Source organism: Variovorax sp. PAMC28562 (genome assembly GCF_014303735.1).
In the GTDB taxonomy this organism is placed as follows: domain Bacteria; phylum Pseudomonadota; class Gammaproteobacteria; order Burkholderiales; family Burkholderiaceae_C; genus Variovorax.
Genome location: NZ_CP060296.1, coordinates 3,307,501 through 3,327,677 on the forward strand (window position 1 = coordinate 3,307,501; position 20,177 = coordinate 3,327,677).

The 20,177-nt window shown below is 61.4% G+C and carries 17 protein-coding genes, 1 tRNA gene, 2 rRNA genes and 1 pseudogene (1 of these 21 running past the window's edge); 13 read left to right on the forward strand and 8 right to left on the reverse strand.

Translation table 11 applies throughout. The annotated features are described in order from the left end of the window. Both H7F36_RS15550 and rrf read left to right on the forward strand, forming a co-directional pair. Window positions 1–2,256, forward strand: a 23S ribosomal RNA gene (locus tag H7F36_RS15550) (it extends 619 nt beyond the left edge of the window). A gap of 120 nt (window positions 2,257–2,376) precedes the next feature. Beyond that, window positions 2,377–2,489: ribosomal RNA gene (gene rrf, locus H7F36_RS15555) — 5S ribosomal RNA — on the forward strand. Between the two features lie 564 nt (window positions 2,490–3,053). Here rrf and H7F36_RS15560 read toward each other — a convergent pair. From H7F36_RS15560 to trhA, 5 genes and pseudogenes are all read right to left on the reverse strand, one after another. Further along, window positions 3,054–3,130, reverse strand: a tRNA-Pro gene (locus H7F36_RS15560). A gap of 54 nt (window positions 3,131–3,184) precedes the next feature. Then, complete coding sequence (locus tag H7F36_RS15565) at window positions 3,185–3,916, reverse strand: glutathione binding-like protein (protein ID WP_187051669.1); 732 nt, start codon at window positions 3,914–3,916, stop codon at window positions 3,185–3,187. Between the two features lie 79 nt (window positions 3,917–3,995). Continuing rightward, a pseudogene (locus tag H7F36_RS22280) lies at window positions 3,996–4,547 on the reverse strand (NAD(P)/FAD-dependent oxidoreductase); the annotation flags it as partial. Between the two features lie 32 nt (window positions 4,548–4,579). Continuing rightward, the gene (locus H7F36_RS22285; protein ID WP_261802315.1) at window positions 4,580–4,816 is read right to left on the reverse strand and encodes a hypothetical protein; all 237 of its coding nucleotides are present in this window, start codon (window positions 4,814–4,816) and stop codon (window positions 4,580–4,582) included. 41 nt (window positions 4,817–4,857) lie between these two features. Continuing rightward, on the reverse strand, window positions 4,858–5,502 hold the full coding sequence (trhA, locus tag H7F36_RS15575) for a PAQR family membrane homeostasis protein TrhA (protein WP_410003032.1): 645 nt from the start codon (window positions 5,500–5,502) through the stop codon (window positions 4,858–4,860). Between the two features lie 57 nt (window positions 5,503–5,559). Between trhA and H7F36_RS15580 the strand changes: the two genes are divergently transcribed. Beyond that, entirely contained in the window at window positions 5,560–5,811 is a 252-nt protein-coding gene (locus H7F36_RS15580) for a hypothetical protein (RefSeq protein ID WP_187051670.1), read from the forward strand. A gap of 29 nt (window positions 5,812–5,840) precedes the next feature. Here the strand turns inward: H7F36_RS15580 and ppk2 are convergent, their stop codons facing one another. Then, window positions 5,841–6,779 (reverse strand): polyphosphate kinase 2, encoded by a 939-nt coding sequence (gene ppk2, locus H7F36_RS15585; protein WP_187051671.1) that lies wholly within the window; start codon window positions 6,777–6,779, stop codon window positions 5,841–5,843. A 110-nt stretch (window positions 6,780–6,889) separates the two neighbouring features. On the opposite strand from ppk2, the gene H7F36_RS15590 reads away from it, so the two are divergent. From H7F36_RS15590 to H7F36_RS15600, 3 genes are all read left to right on the forward strand, one after another. Then, a complete protein-coding gene (locus H7F36_RS15590) occupies window positions 6,890–7,780 on the forward strand; it encodes a GNAT family N-acetyltransferase (protein ID WP_187051672.1) in 891 nt (296 codons plus the stop codon). Window positions 7,781–7,859: 79 nt separating this feature from the next. Continuing rightward, a complete protein-coding gene (gene ppk1, locus H7F36_RS15595; RefSeq protein WP_261802316.1) occupies window positions 7,860–9,995 on the forward strand; it encodes a polyphosphate kinase 1 in 2,136 nt (711 codons plus the stop codon). Between the two features lie 38 nt (window positions 9,996–10,033). After that, the gene (locus H7F36_RS15600) at window positions 10,034–10,495 is read left to right on the forward strand and encodes a SixA phosphatase family protein (protein ID WP_187051673.1); all 462 of its coding nucleotides are present in this window, start codon (window positions 10,034–10,036) and stop codon (window positions 10,493–10,495) included. A gap of 31 nt (window positions 10,496–10,526) precedes the next feature. Here the strand turns inward: H7F36_RS15600 and H7F36_RS15605 are convergent, their stop codons facing one another. After that, window positions 10,527–12,056 (reverse strand): Ppx/GppA phosphatase family protein, encoded by a 1,530-nt coding sequence (locus H7F36_RS15605; RefSeq protein ID WP_187051674.1) that lies wholly within the window; start codon window positions 12,054–12,056, stop codon window positions 10,527–10,529. A gap of 133 nt (window positions 12,057–12,189) precedes the next feature. On the opposite strand from H7F36_RS15605, the gene pstS reads away from it, so the two are divergent. From pstS to phoR, 7 genes are read left to right on the forward strand one after another with little or no spacing between them, the layout of a single operon-like run. After that, window positions 12,190–13,236: a phosphate ABC transporter substrate-binding protein PstS gene (gene pstS / locus H7F36_RS15610; RefSeq protein WP_187051675.1), complete on the forward strand. Its 1,047-nt coding sequence runs from the start codon at window positions 12,190–12,192 to the stop codon at window positions 13,234–13,236. A 15-nt stretch (window positions 13,237–13,251) separates the two neighbouring features. Then, the gene (pstC, locus tag H7F36_RS15615) at window positions 13,252–14,319 is read left to right on the forward strand and encodes a phosphate ABC transporter permease subunit PstC (RefSeq protein WP_187051676.1); all 1,068 of its coding nucleotides are present in this window, start codon (window positions 13,252–13,254) and stop codon (window positions 14,317–14,319) included. Beyond that, window positions 14,316–15,200: a phosphate ABC transporter permease PstA gene (gene pstA / locus H7F36_RS15620; protein ID WP_187051677.1), complete on the forward strand. Its 885-nt coding sequence runs from the start codon at window positions 14,316–14,318 to the stop codon at window positions 15,198–15,200. Before pstC ends, pstA begins: the two co-directional genes overlap by 4 nt. A gap of 8 nt (window positions 15,201–15,208) precedes the next feature. Continuing rightward, complete coding sequence (gene pstB / locus H7F36_RS15625; protein ID WP_187051678.1) at window positions 15,209–16,000, forward strand: phosphate ABC transporter ATP-binding protein PstB; 792 nt, start codon at window positions 15,209–15,211, stop codon at window positions 15,998–16,000. A gap of 10 nt (window positions 16,001–16,010) precedes the next feature. Beyond that, on the forward strand, window positions 16,011–16,712 hold the full coding sequence (phoU, locus tag H7F36_RS15630; RefSeq protein WP_187051679.1) for a phosphate signaling complex protein PhoU: 702 nt from the start codon (window positions 16,011–16,013) through the stop codon (window positions 16,710–16,712). Window positions 16,713–16,725: 13 nt separating this feature from the next. Then, window positions 16,726–17,418 (forward strand): phosphate regulon transcriptional regulator PhoB, encoded by a 693-nt coding sequence (gene phoB, locus H7F36_RS15635; protein WP_187051680.1) that lies wholly within the window; start codon window positions 16,726–16,728, stop codon window positions 17,416–17,418. 53 nt (window positions 17,419–17,471) lie between these two features. Continuing rightward, complete coding sequence (gene phoR / locus H7F36_RS15640) at window positions 17,472–18,809, forward strand: phosphate regulon sensor histidine kinase PhoR (protein WP_187051681.1); 1,338 nt, start codon at window positions 17,472–17,474, stop codon at window positions 18,807–18,809. Here the strand turns inward: phoR and H7F36_RS15645 are convergent. Further along, entirely contained in the window at window positions 18,801–20,171 is a 1,371-nt protein-coding gene (locus H7F36_RS15645) for an MATE family efflux transporter (protein ID WP_187055006.1), read from the reverse strand. The two genes, phoR and H7F36_RS15645, sit on opposite strands and share 9 nt — an antisense overlap. Between the last annotated feature and the right edge of the window lie 6 nt (window positions 20,172–20,177).

Genomic DNA, 20,177 nt, shown 5'->3' on the forward strand with positions numbered 1-20,177 from the left:
AGAGAAATCGAGTCCGAATAGGGCGATCAGTCGCTGGGTGTAGACCCGAAACCAAGTGATCTATCCATGGCCAGGATGAAGGTGCCGTAACAGGTACTGGAGGTCCGAACCGACTAGTGTTGCAAAACTAGCGGATGAGCTGTGGATAGGGGTGAAAGGCTAAACAAACTTGGAAATAGCTGGTTCTCTCCGAAAACTATTTAGGTAGTGCCTCAAGTATTACCGTCGGGGGTAGAGCACTGTTTTGGCTAGGGGATCATGGCGATTTACCAAACCAAGGCAAACTCCGAATACCGACGAGTACAGCTTGGGAGACAGAGCACCGGGTGCTAACGTCCGGACTCAAGAGGGAAACAACCCAGACCGCCAGCTAAGGTCCCTAAAATTGGCTAAGTGGGAAACGAAGTGGGAAGGCTAAAACAGTCAGGATGTTGGCTTAGAAGCAGCCATCATTTAAAGAAAGCGTAATAGCTCACTGATCGAGTCGTCCTGCGCGGAAGATGTAACGGGGCTAAGCCAGTTACCGAAGCTGCGGATTTGCAATTTATTGCAAGTGGTAGGAGAGCGTTCTGTAAGCCTGTGAAGGTGTGTTGTAAAGCACGCTGGAGGTATCAGAAGTGCGAATGCTGACATGAGTAGCGTTAAAGGGGGTGAAAAGCCCCCTCGCCGTAAGCGCAAGGTTTTCTACGCAACGTTCATCGGCGTAGAGTGAGTCGGCCCCTAAGGCGAGGCAGAGATGCGTAGCTGATGGGAAACAGGTCAATATTCCTGTACCGATTGTTAGTGCGATGTGGGGACGGATCTTAATAGGTTATCCGACTGTTGGATATGTCGGTTTAGATGGATGTAGGCGTGCATTAGGCAAATCCGGTGCACATATACCGAGGCCATTGATCGAGCGGGCTTGCCCGTGAAGTAACTGAACGAGGTTCCAGGAAAAGCCACTAAGCTTCAGCTAACAACGACCGTACCGCAAACCGACACTGGTGCGCGAGATGAGTATTCTAAGGCGCTTGAGAGAACTCAGGAGAAGGAACTCGGCAAATTGACACCGTAACTTCGGAAGAAGGTGTGCCCTATTAGTGTGTAGTGAACAACGAAGCATGAATGGGTTGCAAAAAATCGGTGGCTGCGACTGTTTATTAAAAACACAGCACTCTGCAAACACGAAAGTGGACGTATAGGGTGTGACGCCTGCCCGGTGCTGGAAGATTAAATGATGGGGTGCAAGCTCTTGATTGAAGTCCCAGTAAACGGCGGCCGTAACTATAACGGTCCTAAGGTAGCGAAATTCCTTGTCGGGTAAGTTCCGACCTGCACGAATGGCGTAACGATGGCCACACTGTCTCCTCCTGAGACTCAGCGAAGTTGAAATGTTTGTGATGATGCAATCTCCCCGCGGAAAGACGGAAAGACCCCATGAACCTTTACTGTAGCTTTGTATTGGACTTTGAACAGATCTGTGTAGGATAGGTGGGAGGCTTTGAAGCAGGGTCGCTAGATCTTGTGGAGCCAACGTTGAAATACCACCCTGGTGTGTTTGAGGTTCTAACCTAGGTCCATTATCTGGATCGGGGACAGTGCATGGTAGGCAGTTTGACTGGGGCGGTCTCCTCCCAAAGCGTAACGGAGGAGTTCGAAGGTACGCTAGTTACGGTCGGACATCGTGACGATAGTGCAATGGCATAAGCGTGCTTAACTGCGAGACTGACAAGTCGAGCAGATGCGAAAGCAGGACATAGTGATCCGGTGGTTCTGTATGGAAGGGCCATCGCTCAACGGATAAAAGGTACTCTGGGGATAACAGGCTGATACCGCCCAAGAGTTCATATCGACGGCGGTGTTTGGCACCTCGATGTCGGCTCATCTCATCCTGGGGCTGTAGCCGGTCCCAAGGGTATGGCTGTTCGCCATTTAAAGAGGTACGTGAGCTGGGTTTAAAACGTCGTGAGACAGTTTGGTCCCTATCTTCCGTGGGCGCTGCAGATTTGAGGAAGCCTGCTCCTAGTACGAGAGGACCGGAGTGGACACACCTCTGGTGTATCGGTTGTCACGCCAGTGGCATTGCCGAGTAGCTAAGTGTGGAAGAGATAACCGCTGAAAGCATCTAAGCGGGAAACTCGTTTCAAGATGAGATCTGCCGGGGCCTTGAGCCCCCTAAAGAGTCGTTCAAGACCAGGACGTTGATAGGTCAGGTGTGGAAGCGCAGTAATGCGTTAAGCTAACTGATACTAATTGCTCGTGCGGCTTGACCCTATAACTTTGATCTAATCGATCAGGGTGTTATGCCAAGTTGACGCATTCAAAATAAGCTCAAGCTGATTCCAAACTCTATGAATTCGTTGTCTTGACTTGTCAAGACGACAACCAGTTATGCCTGATGACCATAGCGACGTGGTACCACTCCTTCCCATCCCGAACAGGAAAGTGAAACGCGTCAGCGCCGATGATAGTGCGGGTTCCCGTGTGAAAGTAGGTCATTGTCAGGCTCTTACAGCCTAAAAAAGCCCAGCCGAAAGGTTGGGCTTTTTTTTGTTCTGCGATTCGGTTGGTTTGAAAATGTCGGCTATCGAATAGTCTTGAGACTGGCGTCGAATACATGCTGCGACACACTCCAACTCAATAGATGTCATCACTCGATGAACCGGGGCAGTTCGCTCTGAAGGATCACGTGCGCGCGGCGCGCGCCCGAACGACTCACGATATGGAGAGATCGTGCACCCGATGCCTCCGCAACTGATGATTCGTGGGCAAGAAGTCTTCCAGACTCACCGCCGAGAACAGACTCTCGTTGTAGCTGTCACTGCCTCGTATCGTCGCTCCACAATCTGCTCAATATCGCAATTGTCGGGAAAATCTCGAGATTCTTCGACAGCCTGTTAGGTGCACTGATGGGCGTGCTGTCGATAGCTTGCCGCCGAAAACGGTCGCCGCACGCTTGTGGATCTCGACGATGCGCAGGTGTACGTTACGGCCACGCGACGAGGCGGCATGCCAGCCATAGAACGAAAAAGCCGGTAGCGATTTGCATCACTACCGGCTATTCGTTTTTTTGGTCGGGGCGAAAGGATTCGAACCTTCGACCCTCTGGTCCCAAACCAGATGCGCTACCAGGCTGCGCTACACCCCGACAAGCCTTCTATTCTAGCTCGGCTTTGCGCGTTAATCCGTATTCGCATGGATTTCATCGCTTGGCGTACTGCATGCTGCCAAAAAGAACCTCACGCGACTTGTCATCGGTGATGGGTTTGCGCAGATCGGCCATGACCTTCACGCCACGCTGCACTGCCGGCCGTGCAGCAATGGCATCAAACCATGTCTTAAGGTGCGGGTAGTCAGTGAGCGTGATGCCCTGGTTCTCCCAACTGCGCAGCCAGGGAAAAATCGCGATGTCGGCAATCGAATAATGCTTTCCCGCGATGAACTTCGACCGGGCCAGCTGGCGGTCGATAACGCCGTACAACCGCTTCGCTTCGTTGCTGTAACGATCGATGGCATAGCCAACCTTCTCGGGCGCATACAGCCGAAAGTGATGCGCCTGGCCGAGCATTGGGCCGACGCCGCCCATCTGGAACATCAGCCATTGCAGCACGTCGTAACGAGCGCGGTCGCCGGTCGGCATGAACTTGCCGGTCTTGCCGGCGAGGTACACCAGAATGGCACCGGATTCGAACAACGAGATCGGCTTGCCATCCGGTCCATCGGGGTCGGTGATGGCCGGGATTTTGTTGTTGGGGCTGATCTGCAAAAACTCGGGCGCGAACTGATCGCCAGAGCCGATGTTCACCGGGTGCGCCACGTAAGGCAGGCGGCACTCTTCCAGCATGATGTGCACTTTGTGGCCGTTGGGCGTGGGCCAGGTGTAGACGTCGATGGGTGATGGCCGGAGTGTCGTGGCTGTATTGGGCGTGGGCATGACGCGCACTATGCCACCGCCCGTCCATTTCCACGCCGCAGCCCTGGAGCCAGCTCGTTTCAGGCTCGGCACCGACGAACAGGAACACATTGCGCGCCGCGCACTCGTACTGGTCGCCGCTGCGCGCGTTGCGCCAAGTGGTGCCGTTCAGCCCGGGGACGGGCTCGCCGTGCAGGCTAACCAGTTCCATATGTGGGTGCAGCTCGATGTTGAGCGCGGGTTCGATGCGGTCGATCAGGTGGCGCGACATGCTAGCCGCCAGCGACGGCCCACGCATCAACATGTTGACCTTGGCAGCGTGCTGCGACAAAAACACCGCAGCCCGGCCGGCCGAGTTACCGCCGCCGACCAAGGCGATCTCCTGCAGTGCGCACCCGCGAGCTTCGATCGCCGAGGTGCAGTACCAGATGCCGCGGCCTTCGAGCTCTTTCAGCCGCGGCACGTCGGGCAGGCGGTCGCGTGCGCCGCTGGCGATGACCACGATGCGTGCATTCAGCAGGCGTCCGTCATCGATTTGGATGGCGAGCTGGCCCTGCGGCCCTGAGCGCGAACAGTCATCGACACGACCTTGGCCGGGATCGGCATCTCGGCGCCGAACTTTTGCGCCCGCACTTAGGCGCGGCCGGCCAATGCGCCGCCGGAAATGCCAGTCGGAAAGCCCAGCTAGTTCTCGATCTCCGCGCTAGCGCTGGCCAAGCCGTCGTGCGGGTCGCCGTTCCGGCCAAGGAAGTTCTGCAGCCGCCGCACATCGGTCGGGCCGATCAGGACGGGACCGTTGGCGCCCATCTCCATCGACGCAACGTCGCGCAGGATCAGCGCACGCAACACACACTCGCCGAGATCGGCCTCCACGATGATGAGCGCCCGCAGCTGTTCGAACGGCACCATCAGCACTTTCACGTGTGCCTCTGCGTGGCCATCGACCAGCGCTGCCCCACGCGTCAGAGCATCAGCCGCGTCACGGTGAAGTAGTGCGTCATCGTGCCGCCGAGAACGAAAAGGTGCCACACGCCATGGGCGTGGGCCCAACCGGGCCGATTGAGATAGAAGACAGTGCCAGCGGTGTACACGGCCGCGCCTGCTAGCAGTCCGATAAGCGCGAGCCTGTCCAGTCGAGCGGCGAGCGGCGCTGCAGTGAGCACGCAAAGCCATCCCATGGCAATGTAGATGCGCAGCGAGGGTTCGGGCGTGTTCGCCGGGTCTGCGGGCCGCAGTTCGCGCAAGATGCCGTAGCCAGCGAAAGACCAGATCGCGCTTAGCAATGCTGCTGCCCAGGCGACCGGCAACGAGACCAACACGAAAGGCGTACAGGTGCCTGCGATCAGCAGGTAGATCGCGCAGTGGTCCGCACGCTCCCATCGTGTACGCGCCAAGCCTTGCGCAGAGTGGAACATGGCAGAGGCGGCATACAACGCCACGGCACAGGCCGCGAACACCAAGGCACCGATGATCTTGGAGGGCTCGCCCGTGGTAATCGCACGTGGAAGCAGCACTGTCGCCCCGCCGATTACAAGCACCAGTCCGAGCAAATGCGAGTAGCCGTTGAAGCGCTCGCCGCGGCAAATAAAAAGGCGTTGTGCTGTCATAAATCTGTCATGTCAGCGCGTCCAGAATCAGAGAATCTCTCCATCTCTAAAACCCTTATGAACGCCATCAAGACTGCCCGAAAAATGATCAGTGCCAATCCCGCGAGCGACTCCGCGCGGACGTTGGCACAACTGGTGCTGGCCCTCGAATCTGAAGGCAGCTTCGGCGTGACCGATTTGTACAAACTCGATCTGGCGACCTTCGAGCTCGCCATCGACATCCTCAAGGAATGGCGCATCGACCGCTACTACGTCGGCAAAGCCAAGCTGTTCGATCTGTCGATGCAGGTGACAACGCTGCCCAACTGAGGCCTTTCATCGGTCGCCGTCCCGATACGTCAATAGCGCTCGGGCACCATCATGGCGGCCGACACGGGCTGGCGTGAATACTCCGGATTCCTTACGCGTGCTGGCAGCGCGACTGGCGCATGCTGTACCTCGTGGTACGGCAACTGCGTCAGCAAGTGCGAGATGCAGTTGAGCCGGGCCTTCTTTTTGTCGACTGCCTGTACGACCCACCACGGCGCTTCCGGAATGTGCGTGCGCTCCAGCATCACTTCTTTCACGTGGGTGTATTCCTCCCAACGTCGCCGGCTTTCGAGGTCCATCGGGCTCAGCTTCCATTGCTTGAGCGGATCATGAATACGGCCGAGAAATCGCATGTGCTGCTCATCGTCGGTGATCGAAAACCAGTACTTGATCAACGTGATGCCTGAGCGCACCAGCATGCGCTCAAAGTCGGGCACCGAGCGAAAGAACTCTTCGTACTCGGCGTCGCTGCAAAAGCCCATCACGCGTTCGACGCCGGCGCGGTTGTACCAACTGCGGTCGAACAGCACCATTTCGCCGGCCGCTGGCAGGTGCGCTACGTAGCGCTGAAAGTACCACTGCGTGCGCTCGCGATCATTGGGCGCGGGCAGGGCGGCGACGCGTGCCACGCGCGGGTTGAGCCGCTGGGTGATGCGCTTGATGACGCCGCCCTTGCCGGCCGCGTCGCGGCCTTCAAACAAGATGACGACTTTCTGCTTGCTGTGCTGGACCCAGTCTTGCAACTTGACCAACTCGCCCTGAAGCCGGAACAGCTCCTGGAAATACAGTTGGCGTGCCGCCTTGTCTGTGCTGACGAGTTCTCCCGCTTCATCGACACTGCGGTCCTCGAGTTCGAGCTCGAGTTCTTCGTCGTAGCTGTCGACCAGATCGCGCGCGATGCGCCGCATCAGGTCTTCGTGGTCGGGCGCGCCAGCGGGCGCGTTGGGTTGTGAGCTGGGTACGGGCATGGTGCAGATGCTCCTGCCGCAATATGACGTTGGCATGACAGTCGGCGTGTTCACGGTTCTGCCACGGCACCGACACTGTTTTTTCATACGGGCGAGCCAGACTTCGCGCTATGAACGAACTGCCGAACCCGACGTTTCCTTTCTCGCGCCTGACGCTGCGCGAGGCCATCTGGCCGGTGTCGGCCCAACCGGCGGCGCGCACTCCGCGACTGCCAGAGTCTTCTGGCAGCAAGGCTGTATCGCAAGGCATCTCCGTGCAATGGGCGCGGCATCAAGACGAAGTGCGCGAAGCCCAGCGACTTCGCTACCAGGTCTTCGCCGGCGAGATGGGTGCGCGCCTCAGCACATCACTGGCCGGACACGACATCGACCTGTTCGACGACTTCTGCGAGCACCTGCTGGTTCGCGATGTTGCGACGCATCAGGTCATCGGCACCTACCGCGTGTTGACGCCGGCGCAGGCACAGCGCGTTGGCGGCACGTACAGCGACACCGAATTCGACCTCACCAGACTGCGTGCGCTGCGCTCGCGGATGGTCGAGTTGGGCCGCAGCTGCGTGCACGCGGACCATCGGCAAGGCGGTGTGATCCTCGCGCTGTGGGGCGCGCTCGCGGCCTTCATGCAGCGCAACAAGCTCGACACCATGATCGGCTGCGCAAGCATTCCGATGCAGCACGACGGGGTTCCAGGCGGTCATGCCGCGGCTAGCATCTGGCGCCAACTGTCTGCGAGTCACATGGCCGACATTCGCCATCAGGTGCAGCCGCGCCTGCCGTTGCCGGTCGACCGGCTCGACACCACGCTCGACGTAGAGGCGCCGGCGCTGATTCGCGGTTACCTCCGCCTCGGTGCCAAGCTGCTCGGTGCCCCCGCCTGGGATCCAGACTTTAACGCGGCTGATCTGCCGATGCTGATGCGCATCGAGGACATGCCGGCACGTTATCGGCGGCATTTTCTCGGACACCCTTTACGTCATGCGGCTGTCACGCAACTGTCATAGACGGCATCCACACTGGAACGGTCACGCGCACCACCGCGCCCGTCGGGCTCTCCGCGCTCTTTGTTCCAGAATCGTGTCCATGTCATTTCATTCCGCCGACAAGGCCATCGCCGCCCCGACGCCGGCACCGAAGCAACTCGTGCTGCTCGACCGCGACCACGCCATCCTCGCGTTCAACGAGCGCGTACTCGACTGGGCGCTGCGTCCCGATGTGCCGTTGATAGAGAGGCTGCGTTATCTTTGCATCGTGTCGGCCAATCTCGACGAGTTCTTCGAAGTGCGAGTGGCACCGCACCTGATCGCCAGCGGCGCGGGCGACAGCAAGGGCGTTTACTCGGTTGAATCGTTCGACGCACTGGCCGTCGCCGCGCACACGCTGGTCAACAAGCAATACGCGCTGTACAACAACGAGTTGATGCCGACGTTTGCCACGCATGGAATCCACATCATTTCGCACGGCGACCGCAATCCGTTGCAGCGCAAATGGGTGCACGACTACTTCGAGCGCGAAGTGCGGCCGTTGTTGATCCCGGTCGGGCTCGATCCGGCCCATCCGTTTCCGCAGGTGGCCAACAAGTCGCTCAACTTCATCGTGCAACTGGGCGGCAAAGACGCCTTCGGCCGCGAGAACCCGATCCAGATCGTCAAGGTGCCGCGCGTGTTGCCGCGGCTCATTCGCATGCCGGGCAAGGTGTCGGACGGCAAGACGCTGTTCGTGGCTTTGTCGAGCGTGGTTCGGGCGCATCTGTCGAGCATGTTCGCCGGCCGTGTCGTCGGCGACTTTTCACAGTTTCGCGTGACGCGGCATTCGGATTTGGCGGTCGATGAAGAAGATGTCAAGAACCTGCGCACTGCGCTGAGGCAAGGCTTGCAGCATCGCCACTACGGGCAAGCCGTTCGGCTCGAAGTGTCGGCCAGCTGTGCGGAATCGCTATCGAGCTTTTTGCTGGCGCAGTTCGGGCTGCCGCCGCAGGCGCTCTATCGCGTGCACGGCCCTGTCAATCTGGCGCGGTTGACGCAACTCATCGACCTGCTCGACGAGCCGCAGCTTCGCTTTCCACCCTACAAGGCGTCGTACCCGGTCACGTTATCGCCTGGCCAATCGTTCTTCGAACGGCTGCAGCGCGGTGATGCCTTGATCCACCAGCCTTTCGAGAGCTTCGACGGCGTGTTGGCGTTTTTGCGCGAAGCCGTGCAAGACCCGCAGGTGCTGGCGATCAAACAGACCATCTACCGAACCGGCACCAACTCCGAGCTGATGGACCTGCTGCGCGAGGCAGTGCGGCGCGGCAAGGAAGTGACCGTGGTGGTTGAGCTCAAGGCGCGCTTCGACGAAGAGGCCAACATCAACTGGGCCGAGATGCTGGAGTCGATCGGTGCGCAGGTGGTGTATGGCGTCGTCGGACTCAAGACGCACGCCAAGATGCTGCTGGTCACCCGGCGTGAGGGCAAGCAGATGCGTCGCTATGGCCATTTGTCGACCGGCAACTACAACCCGCTCACCGCGAAGCTCTACACCGACATCAGCCATCTGACGGCCGACCCGCTGCTCACGGCGGATATGGAAGCGGTGTTCGTTCACATGGCGAGCCAGAGCAAGCTGCCCAAGCTCAACCGCATGTGGCTGGCACCGTTCGACCTGCACAAGAATCTCGTGGCGCAGATCGAGCTGCTGGCCATCGCCGCGGCCAAGGGCGAGCCGACCCGCATCGTCGCCAAGATGAACGCGCTGACCGACGAGGCGCTCATTGCCGCGTTGGTGACTGCGGGGCAGGCGGGCGTGAAGATCGACCTGATCGTGCGTGGTGCATGTACGTTGCCGGCGCAAGTGCCAGGCCTCACTGAAAACATTCGCGTGCGATCGGTGATCGGCCGGTTTCTCGAGCATTCGCGCGTTTTCTATTTCCGCAACGGCGAAGACGAATCGCTCTACCTGTCGAGCGCCGACTGGATGAACCGCAACATGATGCGTCGTATCGAGCTGGCCTGGCCCGTCACCGATCCTGGCTTGCGGCAGCGACTGATCGACGAGTGCCTTGTCGCGTACCTGCACGACGGTCGCGACGCCTGGGACCTGGGTCCGGATGGTGCCTACGTTCGCATCCATCACGACACGCACGCGGCGGAAGAGGGCGGCTCGCGCACCATCGAAGCGCACGGCGCGCAGGCCGCATTGATGAACCGCTACGCATCGCGTGGCCTGCAAAAAATTTAACGGCGCCGCCACGATAAAACCCTGAAAGCCGATCCACCATGGACCTGATTTTCTGGCGCCACGCCGAAGCCGACGACTGGACCGAGGGCTGCGACGACCTGCAGCGCTCCCTCACCTCGCGTGGCGAAAAGCAGGCCAAGCGCATGGCGTCCTGGCTCGACCGACAACTGCCTGAAGGCACGCGCATCGTGAGCAGTCCGGCGCGGCGCTGCGAGCAGACCGTATTGGCGATTGGACGCAAATACAAGCTGCGCGACGAGCTCGCACCCGACACCACGCCCGATGCCGTGCTGGCATCTGCCGGCTGGCCCAACGGCAAGTCGGTGGTGCTGATGGTCGGCCATCAGCCGTCGCTCGGGCAGGCCATCGCGCAACTTCTGGGGCTGCAACAAGACAGCTGCCCGGTGCGCAAGGGTGCGGTCTGGTGGATTCGCACGCGCGAGCGCGATGGCGATGTGCAGACGGTCGTGGTGACCGTTCAGTCACCCGAGCTGCTCTAGTCCGGAAGGCGCAATTCGACCGATCGGCAGTTCAGCAGCCGGCGAGATCGACACGCCAGTTGGTCTTTTGCCAGGCCAGCACTTCTTCACGCAGCAGATGCGCGGACTGTGGATAGACCTCGGACCAGTTCCCCTGGCACGCCACGACGAAGAAGCGCCCGCCGGCGACCGTGATGCGCAGCGCCTTCGGGTCGGGATCGCGCCGCGCGTGGCACAGAATCAAAGCCAACCGCAAGCTCAGTAGTTGCATGACGAAGACGTCGTCGTCGAGGGCGGCTTCGAGTTTGCGCAGCTTGCCGCGCTGACCAAGCACCAGCAGCCCCAGCGCATGCATCTCGTTGACCGCAAAGCCGGGCGCGTCGCAATGGTCGAGGATGTAGGCGCCGTGCTTGTGATAGTCGCTGTGGGAGATCTGCGTGCCGATTTCGTGCAGCTGAGCGGCCCAGCCGAGCTTGCGCAGTGCGCGGCCAGCGCGGCTTGTCGTGCTTCCGGCCGGATTCGCCGATCGCGCTGCAGGTTCGAGCTGGACGAACAGCGCTGCCGCGGTCTCGCCGACGCGCCTGGCCTGCACCGCATCGACGTTGAACCGGCTTGCCAGCCTTGCCACGGTTTCGGTGCGCAGGTCGGCCACGCTTTCGTCGCGCTCCAGCAGTTCGTACATGACGCCGTGCCGCAGTGCACCTTGGGCGACCTTCATCTCGTCGATGTCGAGCAGGTCGAACACGGCCCGCAGCACGCTGACGCCGCCACCGATTACCGCTTTGCGGTCGTCGCGCATACCGTCGATGCGCAGCTTGTCGGCGCTGCCGGCTTTGAGCAGGCGGTCGAGCAACCAGTCGAGCCCGTCTTGGGTGATTAGGCCGGGCTCTGCACCCGAGGCAGCCAGCACGTCGCCGACCGCGCCGATGGTGCCGGAGGCGCCATAGGCTACGTCCCACTGGTCGCGCGTGTAGCTTGCAAGCGCATCGTCGAGGACCGCCTTGGCGGCCACTTCTGCAGCGCGAAACGCGGCCTGGGTGAACTGGCCTTCGGCGAAGTGCTTCATTGACCACGCTACGCTGCCGACGCGATACGACTCCATCACCGTCGCTTCGAGTGCATGGCCGAGGATCATCTCGGTCGAGCGGCCGCCGATGTCGACTACCAGGCGACGTTCCAGATCGGAAGCGTCGGTGTGCGGCAGCATGTGCGCCACGCCTTGATAGATCAGCCGCGCTTCTTCGCGGCCGGGAATGACATCGATGCCGAAGCCGAGGATGGTGCGGGCGCGCAGCAAAAACTCGTCGCGGTTGCGGGCCTCGCGCAGTGTCTGAGTCGCGACAGCGCGCACTTGCGAGCGCTTGAATCCAGCCAACCGCTCGCCGAAGCGGGCCAGGGCGTCCCAGCCGCGTTGCATTGCTTCTGGCGTCAGGTTGCGGGCGCTGTCCAAGCCATTGCCTTGGCGCACGGTCTCTTTCAAATATTCGGTGCGATGAATCTGGCCGTGATCGAGCTGTCCGATTTCGAGCCGGAAGCTGTTGGAGCCGAGATCAACGGCGGCGAGGCGAGTTCCGTTTTGCATGTGACGCCGATGGTAAGCGGCGCGCGTGACGTCACCGTGACGTCATTTGACTGTCACATCAATGTCATATTGCCTTTCTAAAGTCCGCACCAACCCGATTCGGGATGTGCAGACCACAGCCAAAGGAAGATTCATGAAAGTCACCTTCAATTTCGCAGCCGGCATCGCCGCTGCTGCCGCATTCGCAGCGTCCCCCGCTTTCGCCCAGAACGTCACCGGCGCAGGCGCGAGCTTCCCTGCACCGCTGTATGCAAAGTGGGCCGGCGACTTCAACAAGGCAACCGGCACGCAGGTCAATTACCAATCTGTCGGTTCCGGCGCCGGCATCAAGCAGATCGAAGCCAAGACGGTCGACTTCGGCGCATCGGACATGCCGCTGACCGACGACGAACTCAAGACCAAGGGCCTGATGCAGTTCCCCACCGTTATCGGTGGCGTGGTGCCGGTGGTCAACATCGTCGGCATCAAGCCGGGCGAACTGAAGCTGAGCGGCACCGTGCTCGGCGATATCTACCTCGGCAAGATCACCAAGTGGAACGACCCCGCCATCAAGGCGCTGAACGGCTCACTGGCACTGCCTGACGCCGCCATCGCACCGGTGCGTCGTGCCGACGGTTCGGGTACCAGCTTCCTGTTCACCAACTACCTGAGCAAGGTCAACGCGGACTGGAAGAGCAAGGTCGGCGAGGGCACGGCTGTCAACTGGCCGGTGGGCACGGGCGGCAAGGGCAACGAAGGCGTCGCGGCTTTCGTGAAGCAACTGCCCAACTCGATCGGCTATGTCGAGTACGCCTACGTGAAGCAGAACAAGATGGTCTACGCGCAGCTGCAAAACGCTGCCGGCACCGTCGTGTCGCCTGACGACAGCGCCTTCAAGGCTGCTGCTGCCGGTGCCGACTGGAACAAGACCTTCTATCAAGTGCTGACCAACCAGAGCGGCAAGGACGCATGGCCGATCACCGGCGCGACCTTCATCCTGATGCAGAAGGTGCAAGACAAGCCGGCACAAGCGACCAGCGTGTTGAAGTTCTTCGACTGGGCCTACAAGAGCGGCGACAAGACGGCTGACGACCTCGACTACGTGCCGATGCCCGACAGCGTGAAGACCGCGATTGCCAAGTCGTGGGGCGATATCAAGGACACGTCGGGCAAGACCGTCGCACCGTCGGCAACCAAGTAAATCGGGTCGGCGCGCATGAGCAGTACACCGCTCGACGGCGCGCCTCCCGCGGAGCCACATACCGTGTCGTCGACTTTTCCCGCTACTGCCGCTCCGCGTGATTCCGCGCTGGAGCGCGCATCGATCAATCCGCCGCGCAACACACCGCGGTCAGGCCCGATGGCCGACCGCGTGTTCGGGTGGCTCGCGAAGGGCGCCGCGCTGCTTACGCTCGCGATGCTCATCGGCATTCTGCTGTCCCTGTTCGTAGGCGCCTGGCCTGCAATTTCCAAATACGGCCTCGGCTTTTTGACCAGCACGACATGGGATCCGGTCCGCGAGGAGTACGGCGGCCTCGTGATGATCTACGGCACGCTGGCGACCTCGTTCATCGCGCTGGTGATCGCCGTACCGGTGAGCTTCGGCATCGCACTGTTCCTTACCGAACTCTCGCCTTCTTGGCTGAAGCGTCCGTTGGGCACCGCTATTGAATTGCTTGCTGCAGTGCCGTCGATCGTCTACGGCATGTGGGGCTTGCTGGTGTTCGGTCCGATCCTCAGCGTCTACATCCAGCAGCCTTTGCAGAAGGCGTTTGCCGGCATTCCGTATTTGAGCGCGCTGGTGTCCGGCCCGCCGGTCGGCATCGGCATCCTGTCAGCCGGCATCATCCTGGCGATCATGATCATTCCGTTCATCGCCTCGGTCATGCGTGACGTGTTCGAGGTCACGCCCGCTCTCCTGAAGGAATCGGCCTACGGGCTCGGCTCGACCACCTGGGAAGTCGTCAGTAAGGTGGTGCTGCCGTACACCAAGGCCGGCGTCGTCGGCGGCATCATGCTCGGCCTCGGTCGTGCGCTCGGCGAAACGATGGCCGTTACATTCGTGATCGGCAATGCCAACCAGCTCAACTCGCTGTCGGTCTTCGAGGCTGCAAACAGCATCACCTCGGCGCTCGCCAACGAGTTCGCCGAAGCCGGTGCAGGGCTGCACCAGGCGGCGCTGATGTACTTGGGCCTCGTGCTGTTCTTCATCACCTTCGTCGTCCTCACGCTGTCTAAGTTGCTGCTGGCAAGAATGAAGAAGAGCGAAGGGACCAAATCATGACCACAGCGGAACGTTTGCTGGCGGCTAACGCCCTTCAGGCGACACGTGCGGCACGCTTTGCAACTCGCAAGCGTGTCAACCAAGTGGCGCTCGTACTGTCGCTCGCCGCGATGGCGTTCGGCGTGTTCTGGCTGGTGTGGATCCTTTGGGAGACGCTGCGCCAGGGCATCGGAGGACTCGCGATCGCGACCTTCACCGAGATGACGCCGCCGCCCAACGAAGTCGGTGGTATCGCCAACGCGATCTTCGGCTCGCTGGTGATGGTGGCGATGGCGACTTTCGTCGGAACGCCCATCGGCATCATGGCCGGCATCTACCTGGCCGAATACAACCCCAAGGGCTGGCTGTCGAGCGTGACACGCTTCGTCAACGACATCCTGCTGTCGGCACCGTCGATCGTGATCGGGCTTTTTGTATACGCGGTGGTCGTTGCGTACTTCAAAAGTTTCTCGGGTCTGGCCGGCGCGCTGGCCCTGGCGCTGATCGTCATTCCTGTCGTGATCCGCACTACCGAAAACATGCTGCAACTCGTGCCACCGGGTCTACGTGAAGCAGCCTATGCATTGGGCGCGCCGAAGTGGAAAGTGATCATCAGCATTACGCTGCGCGCGGCGCGCGCCGGTGTGGTCACGGGCGTGTTGCTGGCCGTGGCACGCATTGCCGGCGAAACGGCGCCTCTTCTCTTTACCGCGCTCAACAACCAGTTCTGGACCGCGGACATCACGCAACCGATGGCAAGCCTCCCGGTAACCATCTTCAAGTTCGCGATGAGTCCGTATGAAAACTGGCAACAGCTGGCTTGGGCTGGCGTGTTCCTCATCACCGCGGCGGTGTTGGCCCTCAATATTCTGGCGCGCGTGTTGACGCGCACCAAGCTCTGAAAGCGATCATGTCAGCTGTGTTGTCCCAACCCCTCGCGCAAGCTGCGCCTTCCAAAATCTCAGTCAAGAACTTGAACTTCTATTACGGAAAGTTCCACGCTCTTAAAGGCATCAACCTGGAGATCCCGGAGAACAAGGTGACGGCCTTCATCGGCCCGTCGGGCTGCGGCAAGTCGACCTTGTTGCGTACCTTCAACCGCATGTTCGAGCTGTACCCGGAGCAACGCGCCGAAGGCACGATCTCGCTCGACGGCGAAGACCTGCTGGCGTCGAAGCAGGACGTGGCGCTGATCCGCGCGAAGATCGGCATGGTGTTTCAGAAGCCGACGCCGTTCCCGATGTCGATCTACGACAACGTCGCTTTCGGCGTGAAGCTTTTCGAGAGCTTGAGTTCCAGCGATATGGACGAGCGCGTCGAGTGGGCACTAAAGAAGGCCGCGCTCTGGACCGAAGTGCGCGACAAGCTGCAGCAAAGCGGCTCCGGTCTCTCGGGCGGCCAGCAGCAGCGGCTGTGCATCGCACGTGGCATCGCGATCAAGCCTGAAGTGTTGCTGCTCGACGAGCCGTGCTCCGCGCTCGACCCCATCTCTACCGCCAAGATCGAAGAGCTCATCGCCGAGCTCAAGAGCGAGTACACCGTGGTCATCGTGACGCACAACATGCAGCAGGCCGCACGCTGCAGCGACTACACGGCCTACATGTACCTGGGCGACCTCATCGAGTTCGGCGCGACGGAGCAGATGTTCTTCAAGCCGCAGCGAAAAGAGACCGAGGACTACATCACCGGCCGGTTCGGCTAAGGAGACAGACATGACCGAAAAACATTTGTCCAGCCAGTTCGACACTGAACTCAATGGCGTCTCGTCCCGCGTGATGGAACTGGGCGGCATGGTCGAGGCGCAGATCCACCAGGCCGTCTACGCATTGGCCGAGTTCGACTCCGAAGCCGCCGATCGGGTGATGGAGACCGAGAACCGCGTCAATGCGATGGAGATCGAGATCGATCGCGAACTGTCGTCGATCATCGCGCGGCGCCAGCCCACCGCACGCGATCTGCGCCTACTGATCGCGATCTCCAAGACGACCGCCAATCTCGAGCGCGTGGGCGACGAGGCGAACAAGATCGCGCGCATGGTCAAGTCGATCATCGAGAGCGGCGCATCGCGTACGCTGCCGTCTAACGAGATTCGCGTAGCAGCCGACATGGCATCGGGCCTGCTGCGCAAGGCGCTCGATGCCTTTGCACGGCTCGATACCGCAGCGGCCCTGTCGATCCTGAAAGACGACGACCTGATCGACAAGGAATTCGACGGCTTTGTCCGCAAGCTCGTGACCTACATGATGGAAGACCCGCGCACCATTTCGGCGAGCCTCGACCTGCTGTTTCTTGCCAAGGCGATCGAGCGTATCGGCGACCACGCCAAGAACATTGCGGAGTTCATCATCTACATCGTCAAGGGCGCCGATGTGCGGCACACTTCGATGGAAGCCATCGAGTCGGTCCTGCTTTGATCCTTGCAGAAAGATGAAGAAACCTCGCGTCCTTATCGTTGAAGACGAGTCGTCGATCGCCGAGCTGATCGCGGTCAATCTGCGCCACAACGGGTTCGACCCGATCTGGTCGGAAGACGGCGTATCGGCACAGCGCGAGATCGATACGCTGGCACCCGATTTGATCCTGCTCGACTGGATGCTGCCGGGCCAAAGCGGCTTGCAGCTCGCGCGGCAATGGCGCAAAGACCCGAACACCAAGGCGATCCCGATCCTGATGTTGACGGCGCGTGGCGACGAGCCCGACAAAGTGGCCGGGCTCGACGCCGGTGCCGACGACTACATCACCAAGCCGTTTTCGACGCAAGAGCTGCTGGCGCGCATCCGTGCCGTGCTGCGTCGCCGCACGCCCGAAGCGCCGGCCGAGCGCATCGAGATCGGCGAGCTGGTGCTCGACACCGCGACGCATCGCGTGACCTGGCAGGGCGGGGCGCTCAAGGTCGGTCCGACCGAGTTCAAGCTGCTGGGCTACCTGATGCAAAACGCGGAGCGCGTGCACAGCCGCTCGCAGTTGCTCGACAAGGTGTGGGGCGATCACGTCTACATCGAAGAGCGCACGGTCGACGTGCATGTGAAGCGGCTGCGAGAGTCGCTCGGTGGTGCCGCGCCGATGGTCGAGACGGTGCGCGGTGCAGGCTATCGCCTGACTGCCCAAGCGACCGTTTGAACGCCCCGGCTGGCCGGCGGCCTGCTTGGCAGGCGCGGGGATAATCGCCCGCGATGCCCCTTCGAATTGCCACGTTTTTCATAGCCTCCCTTGCCGGCGCCGCGTGCGCCGCGGCGTTGACGGGATGGCACTTCGTATGGCTCGGTGCGTGGATCGGCGCATTGCTCTGGTTGTTGCTCGACGCATGGCGCGCGCAGCGATTGCTGAAAGTGCTGCGGTCCGACGTCTCGGCCTTGCCTTCGCGCGGCGCGGGGATATGGGGCGAGTTGTCGGAACGCATTCGCAAGCTGCTGCGCGAACGCGATCAGCAGATCCGACAATCCGAAGACCGGTTGCAGGAATTCCTTGCGGCCATTCAGGCTTCGCCCAACGGCGTGGTGCTGCTCGATGAGCAGGGCCGCATCGAGTGGTGCAACCAGACGGCCGCGGCGCAGTTCGGCATCGACGCCGAGCGTGACCTGCTGCAGCACCTGGGCAATCTGGTTCGCGACCCGGCCTTCATCGCTTACCTTGCTTCCTGGAACTACAGCCGCGATGTGGTCATCGACGCGCCTGCCGCCCGCTCGAGCGGGCAACGTGGCCACGCAGTGCGGCTGTCTGTGCAGGTGCATCCATACGCCGGCAACCGGCGCATGCTGTTGACGCGCGACATCACTTCACTGGAACAGGCCGAAGCCATGCGGCGCGATTTTGTCGCCAACGTATCGCACGAGATTCGTACGCCGCTCACGGTGCTGGCGGGATTCGTCGAGACGCTGCAGAACCTGCCGCTCGATGCGGAAGAGCGGTCACGTTATCTGGCGTTGATGGCGCAGCAGTCGACCCGCATGGAAACGCTGGTCAATGATTTGCTCACGCTGTCTCGGCTCGAGGGCAGTCCGGCGCCTGCGGCGACACAGTGGACGCGTGCGCGAGCACTGTTGGCCCACAGTGAAGACGAGGCAAGGGGGTTGTCGAGCCGGCTGGCACCGCTGGGGCATCGGCTCACTTTCACGCTGGACGACGAATCGGAGATATCGGGCGCACCGGTCGAACTCCAAAGCGCGATGTCGAACTTGGTGAGCAACGCGGTGCGCTACACACCGGGCGGTGGCGAGGTGGTTGTGACATGGAAGCTGCTGCCTGATGGGCGGGCCGAGTACGCCGTGCGCGACAGCGGTCCCGGCATTGCCGCGGAGCACATCCCGCGGCTGACGGAGCGCTTTTACCGTGTCGATCGAAGCCGGTCGCGCGAGACCGGCGGGACGGGACTGGGCCTGGCGATCGTCAAGCACGTCGCGCAACGACATGGTGCCGAGCTGCGCATCGAAAGTACGTTGGGGCAGGGCTCGCGTTTTGCGCTGGTGTTTCCGGCCAAGCGCGTGCGCGAGGCGCGTGTGACGTCAATCTGATCGGCGATCCGATCGCCCAGGCCGCAAGCTTTTGCCCATGGTCTGCCAGAGCAAGACGACGAAGAGCAAAGCCGTCACCCACAACGCCGCCGCGCTAGTCAGCCAGAACGTGAGTGGCGACGGCATCGCGGCGAACGGCCCGAAGCCATGGAAGGCCAGCCAGTAGCTGCCGCCCAGTCCGGCACCCCACAGCAGCGCGCAATAGATGGCCAGCGGCGCGACCGCCACGCCGTAGCATCGCAGCACGAAGACGCAAATCGTCTGTACCGAATCGGCCAGGTGATAGGCGGCAGTCGCTAGCAGCAAGACGGCCGCCATCTGAACCACCGCCGGGTTCTGCGAGTACACGACTGGCAACTTCCAGCGCAGCGCCACCATGAGGCCGGCCACCACCAGCGAGCACAGCAGCGCCATGCCGAACCCGGTGAGGCACGCGTGCCGTGCCTTGACCGGATCGCCGGCGCCCAACCAGTAGCTCACGCGCGAACTCGTCGCCAGACCAAGCGACAACGGCACCATGTACGCCACGGCCGTGAGATTGGAGGCGATCTGGTGTGCCGCCGACGAGACGGTGCCGAGCCGCGCGATGAACAGCGCCAGCAGGGTGAAGGACGTGACTTCGACCAGCACCGCCAGACCGCCGGGCACGCCCAGTCGCGCGAACTGCCGGAGCTGGTGCCAATCCGGTGGCTCGATGCGTTGCCAGAACCGATAGGCACGGTAGTAGGCAGCGTTGCGCATCAACCAGAGCGCCACTCCGAGCATCGTGTAGTTGACGACCAGCGTGGCCCACGCCGCGCCTGCGAGGCCCATCGCGGGCAGGCCCGCGCCGCCGAAGGTGAACCAGATCGACAGCGGCAACTTGATACACAGCGAGCCGATCTGCAGCCAGGTCACGAGGCGCGGTCGACCGAGACTCTGGTTGAGCGTGCTGAACACGCGAAACAGCAGCGCGGGCGGGAGCGCCCATGCCAGCACCGCGAGGTACGTTTCCACAGTGGCCTGCATCGTCGGCGGAACCTCGGTCCAGCGCAGCAACGGGCCGGGCGCCAGCAACACCGCCATGCCCAGGACGATGGCGACGAGGCAAACGTAGAGCGACTGCCGTACCGAGCGGCCAAGCTCATCGGCGCGGTTGGCGCCATGCAACTGGGCCCATATCGGCAGCAGCGCCTGCAAACCGCCGATCAACGATACGTAGACGCTGATGAAGATGGCGGCACCGACGGAGAGCGCAGCCAGTGCGCCTTCGGCATAGCGGCCTGCGACGATGGTGTCGATGACCCCGAAGGCCATCACGGCCAGCTGGCCGACCAGTACCGTGCCGGCGTGCGCAGCGATCACCCGCCGTTCGTTGCTGATGCTGCT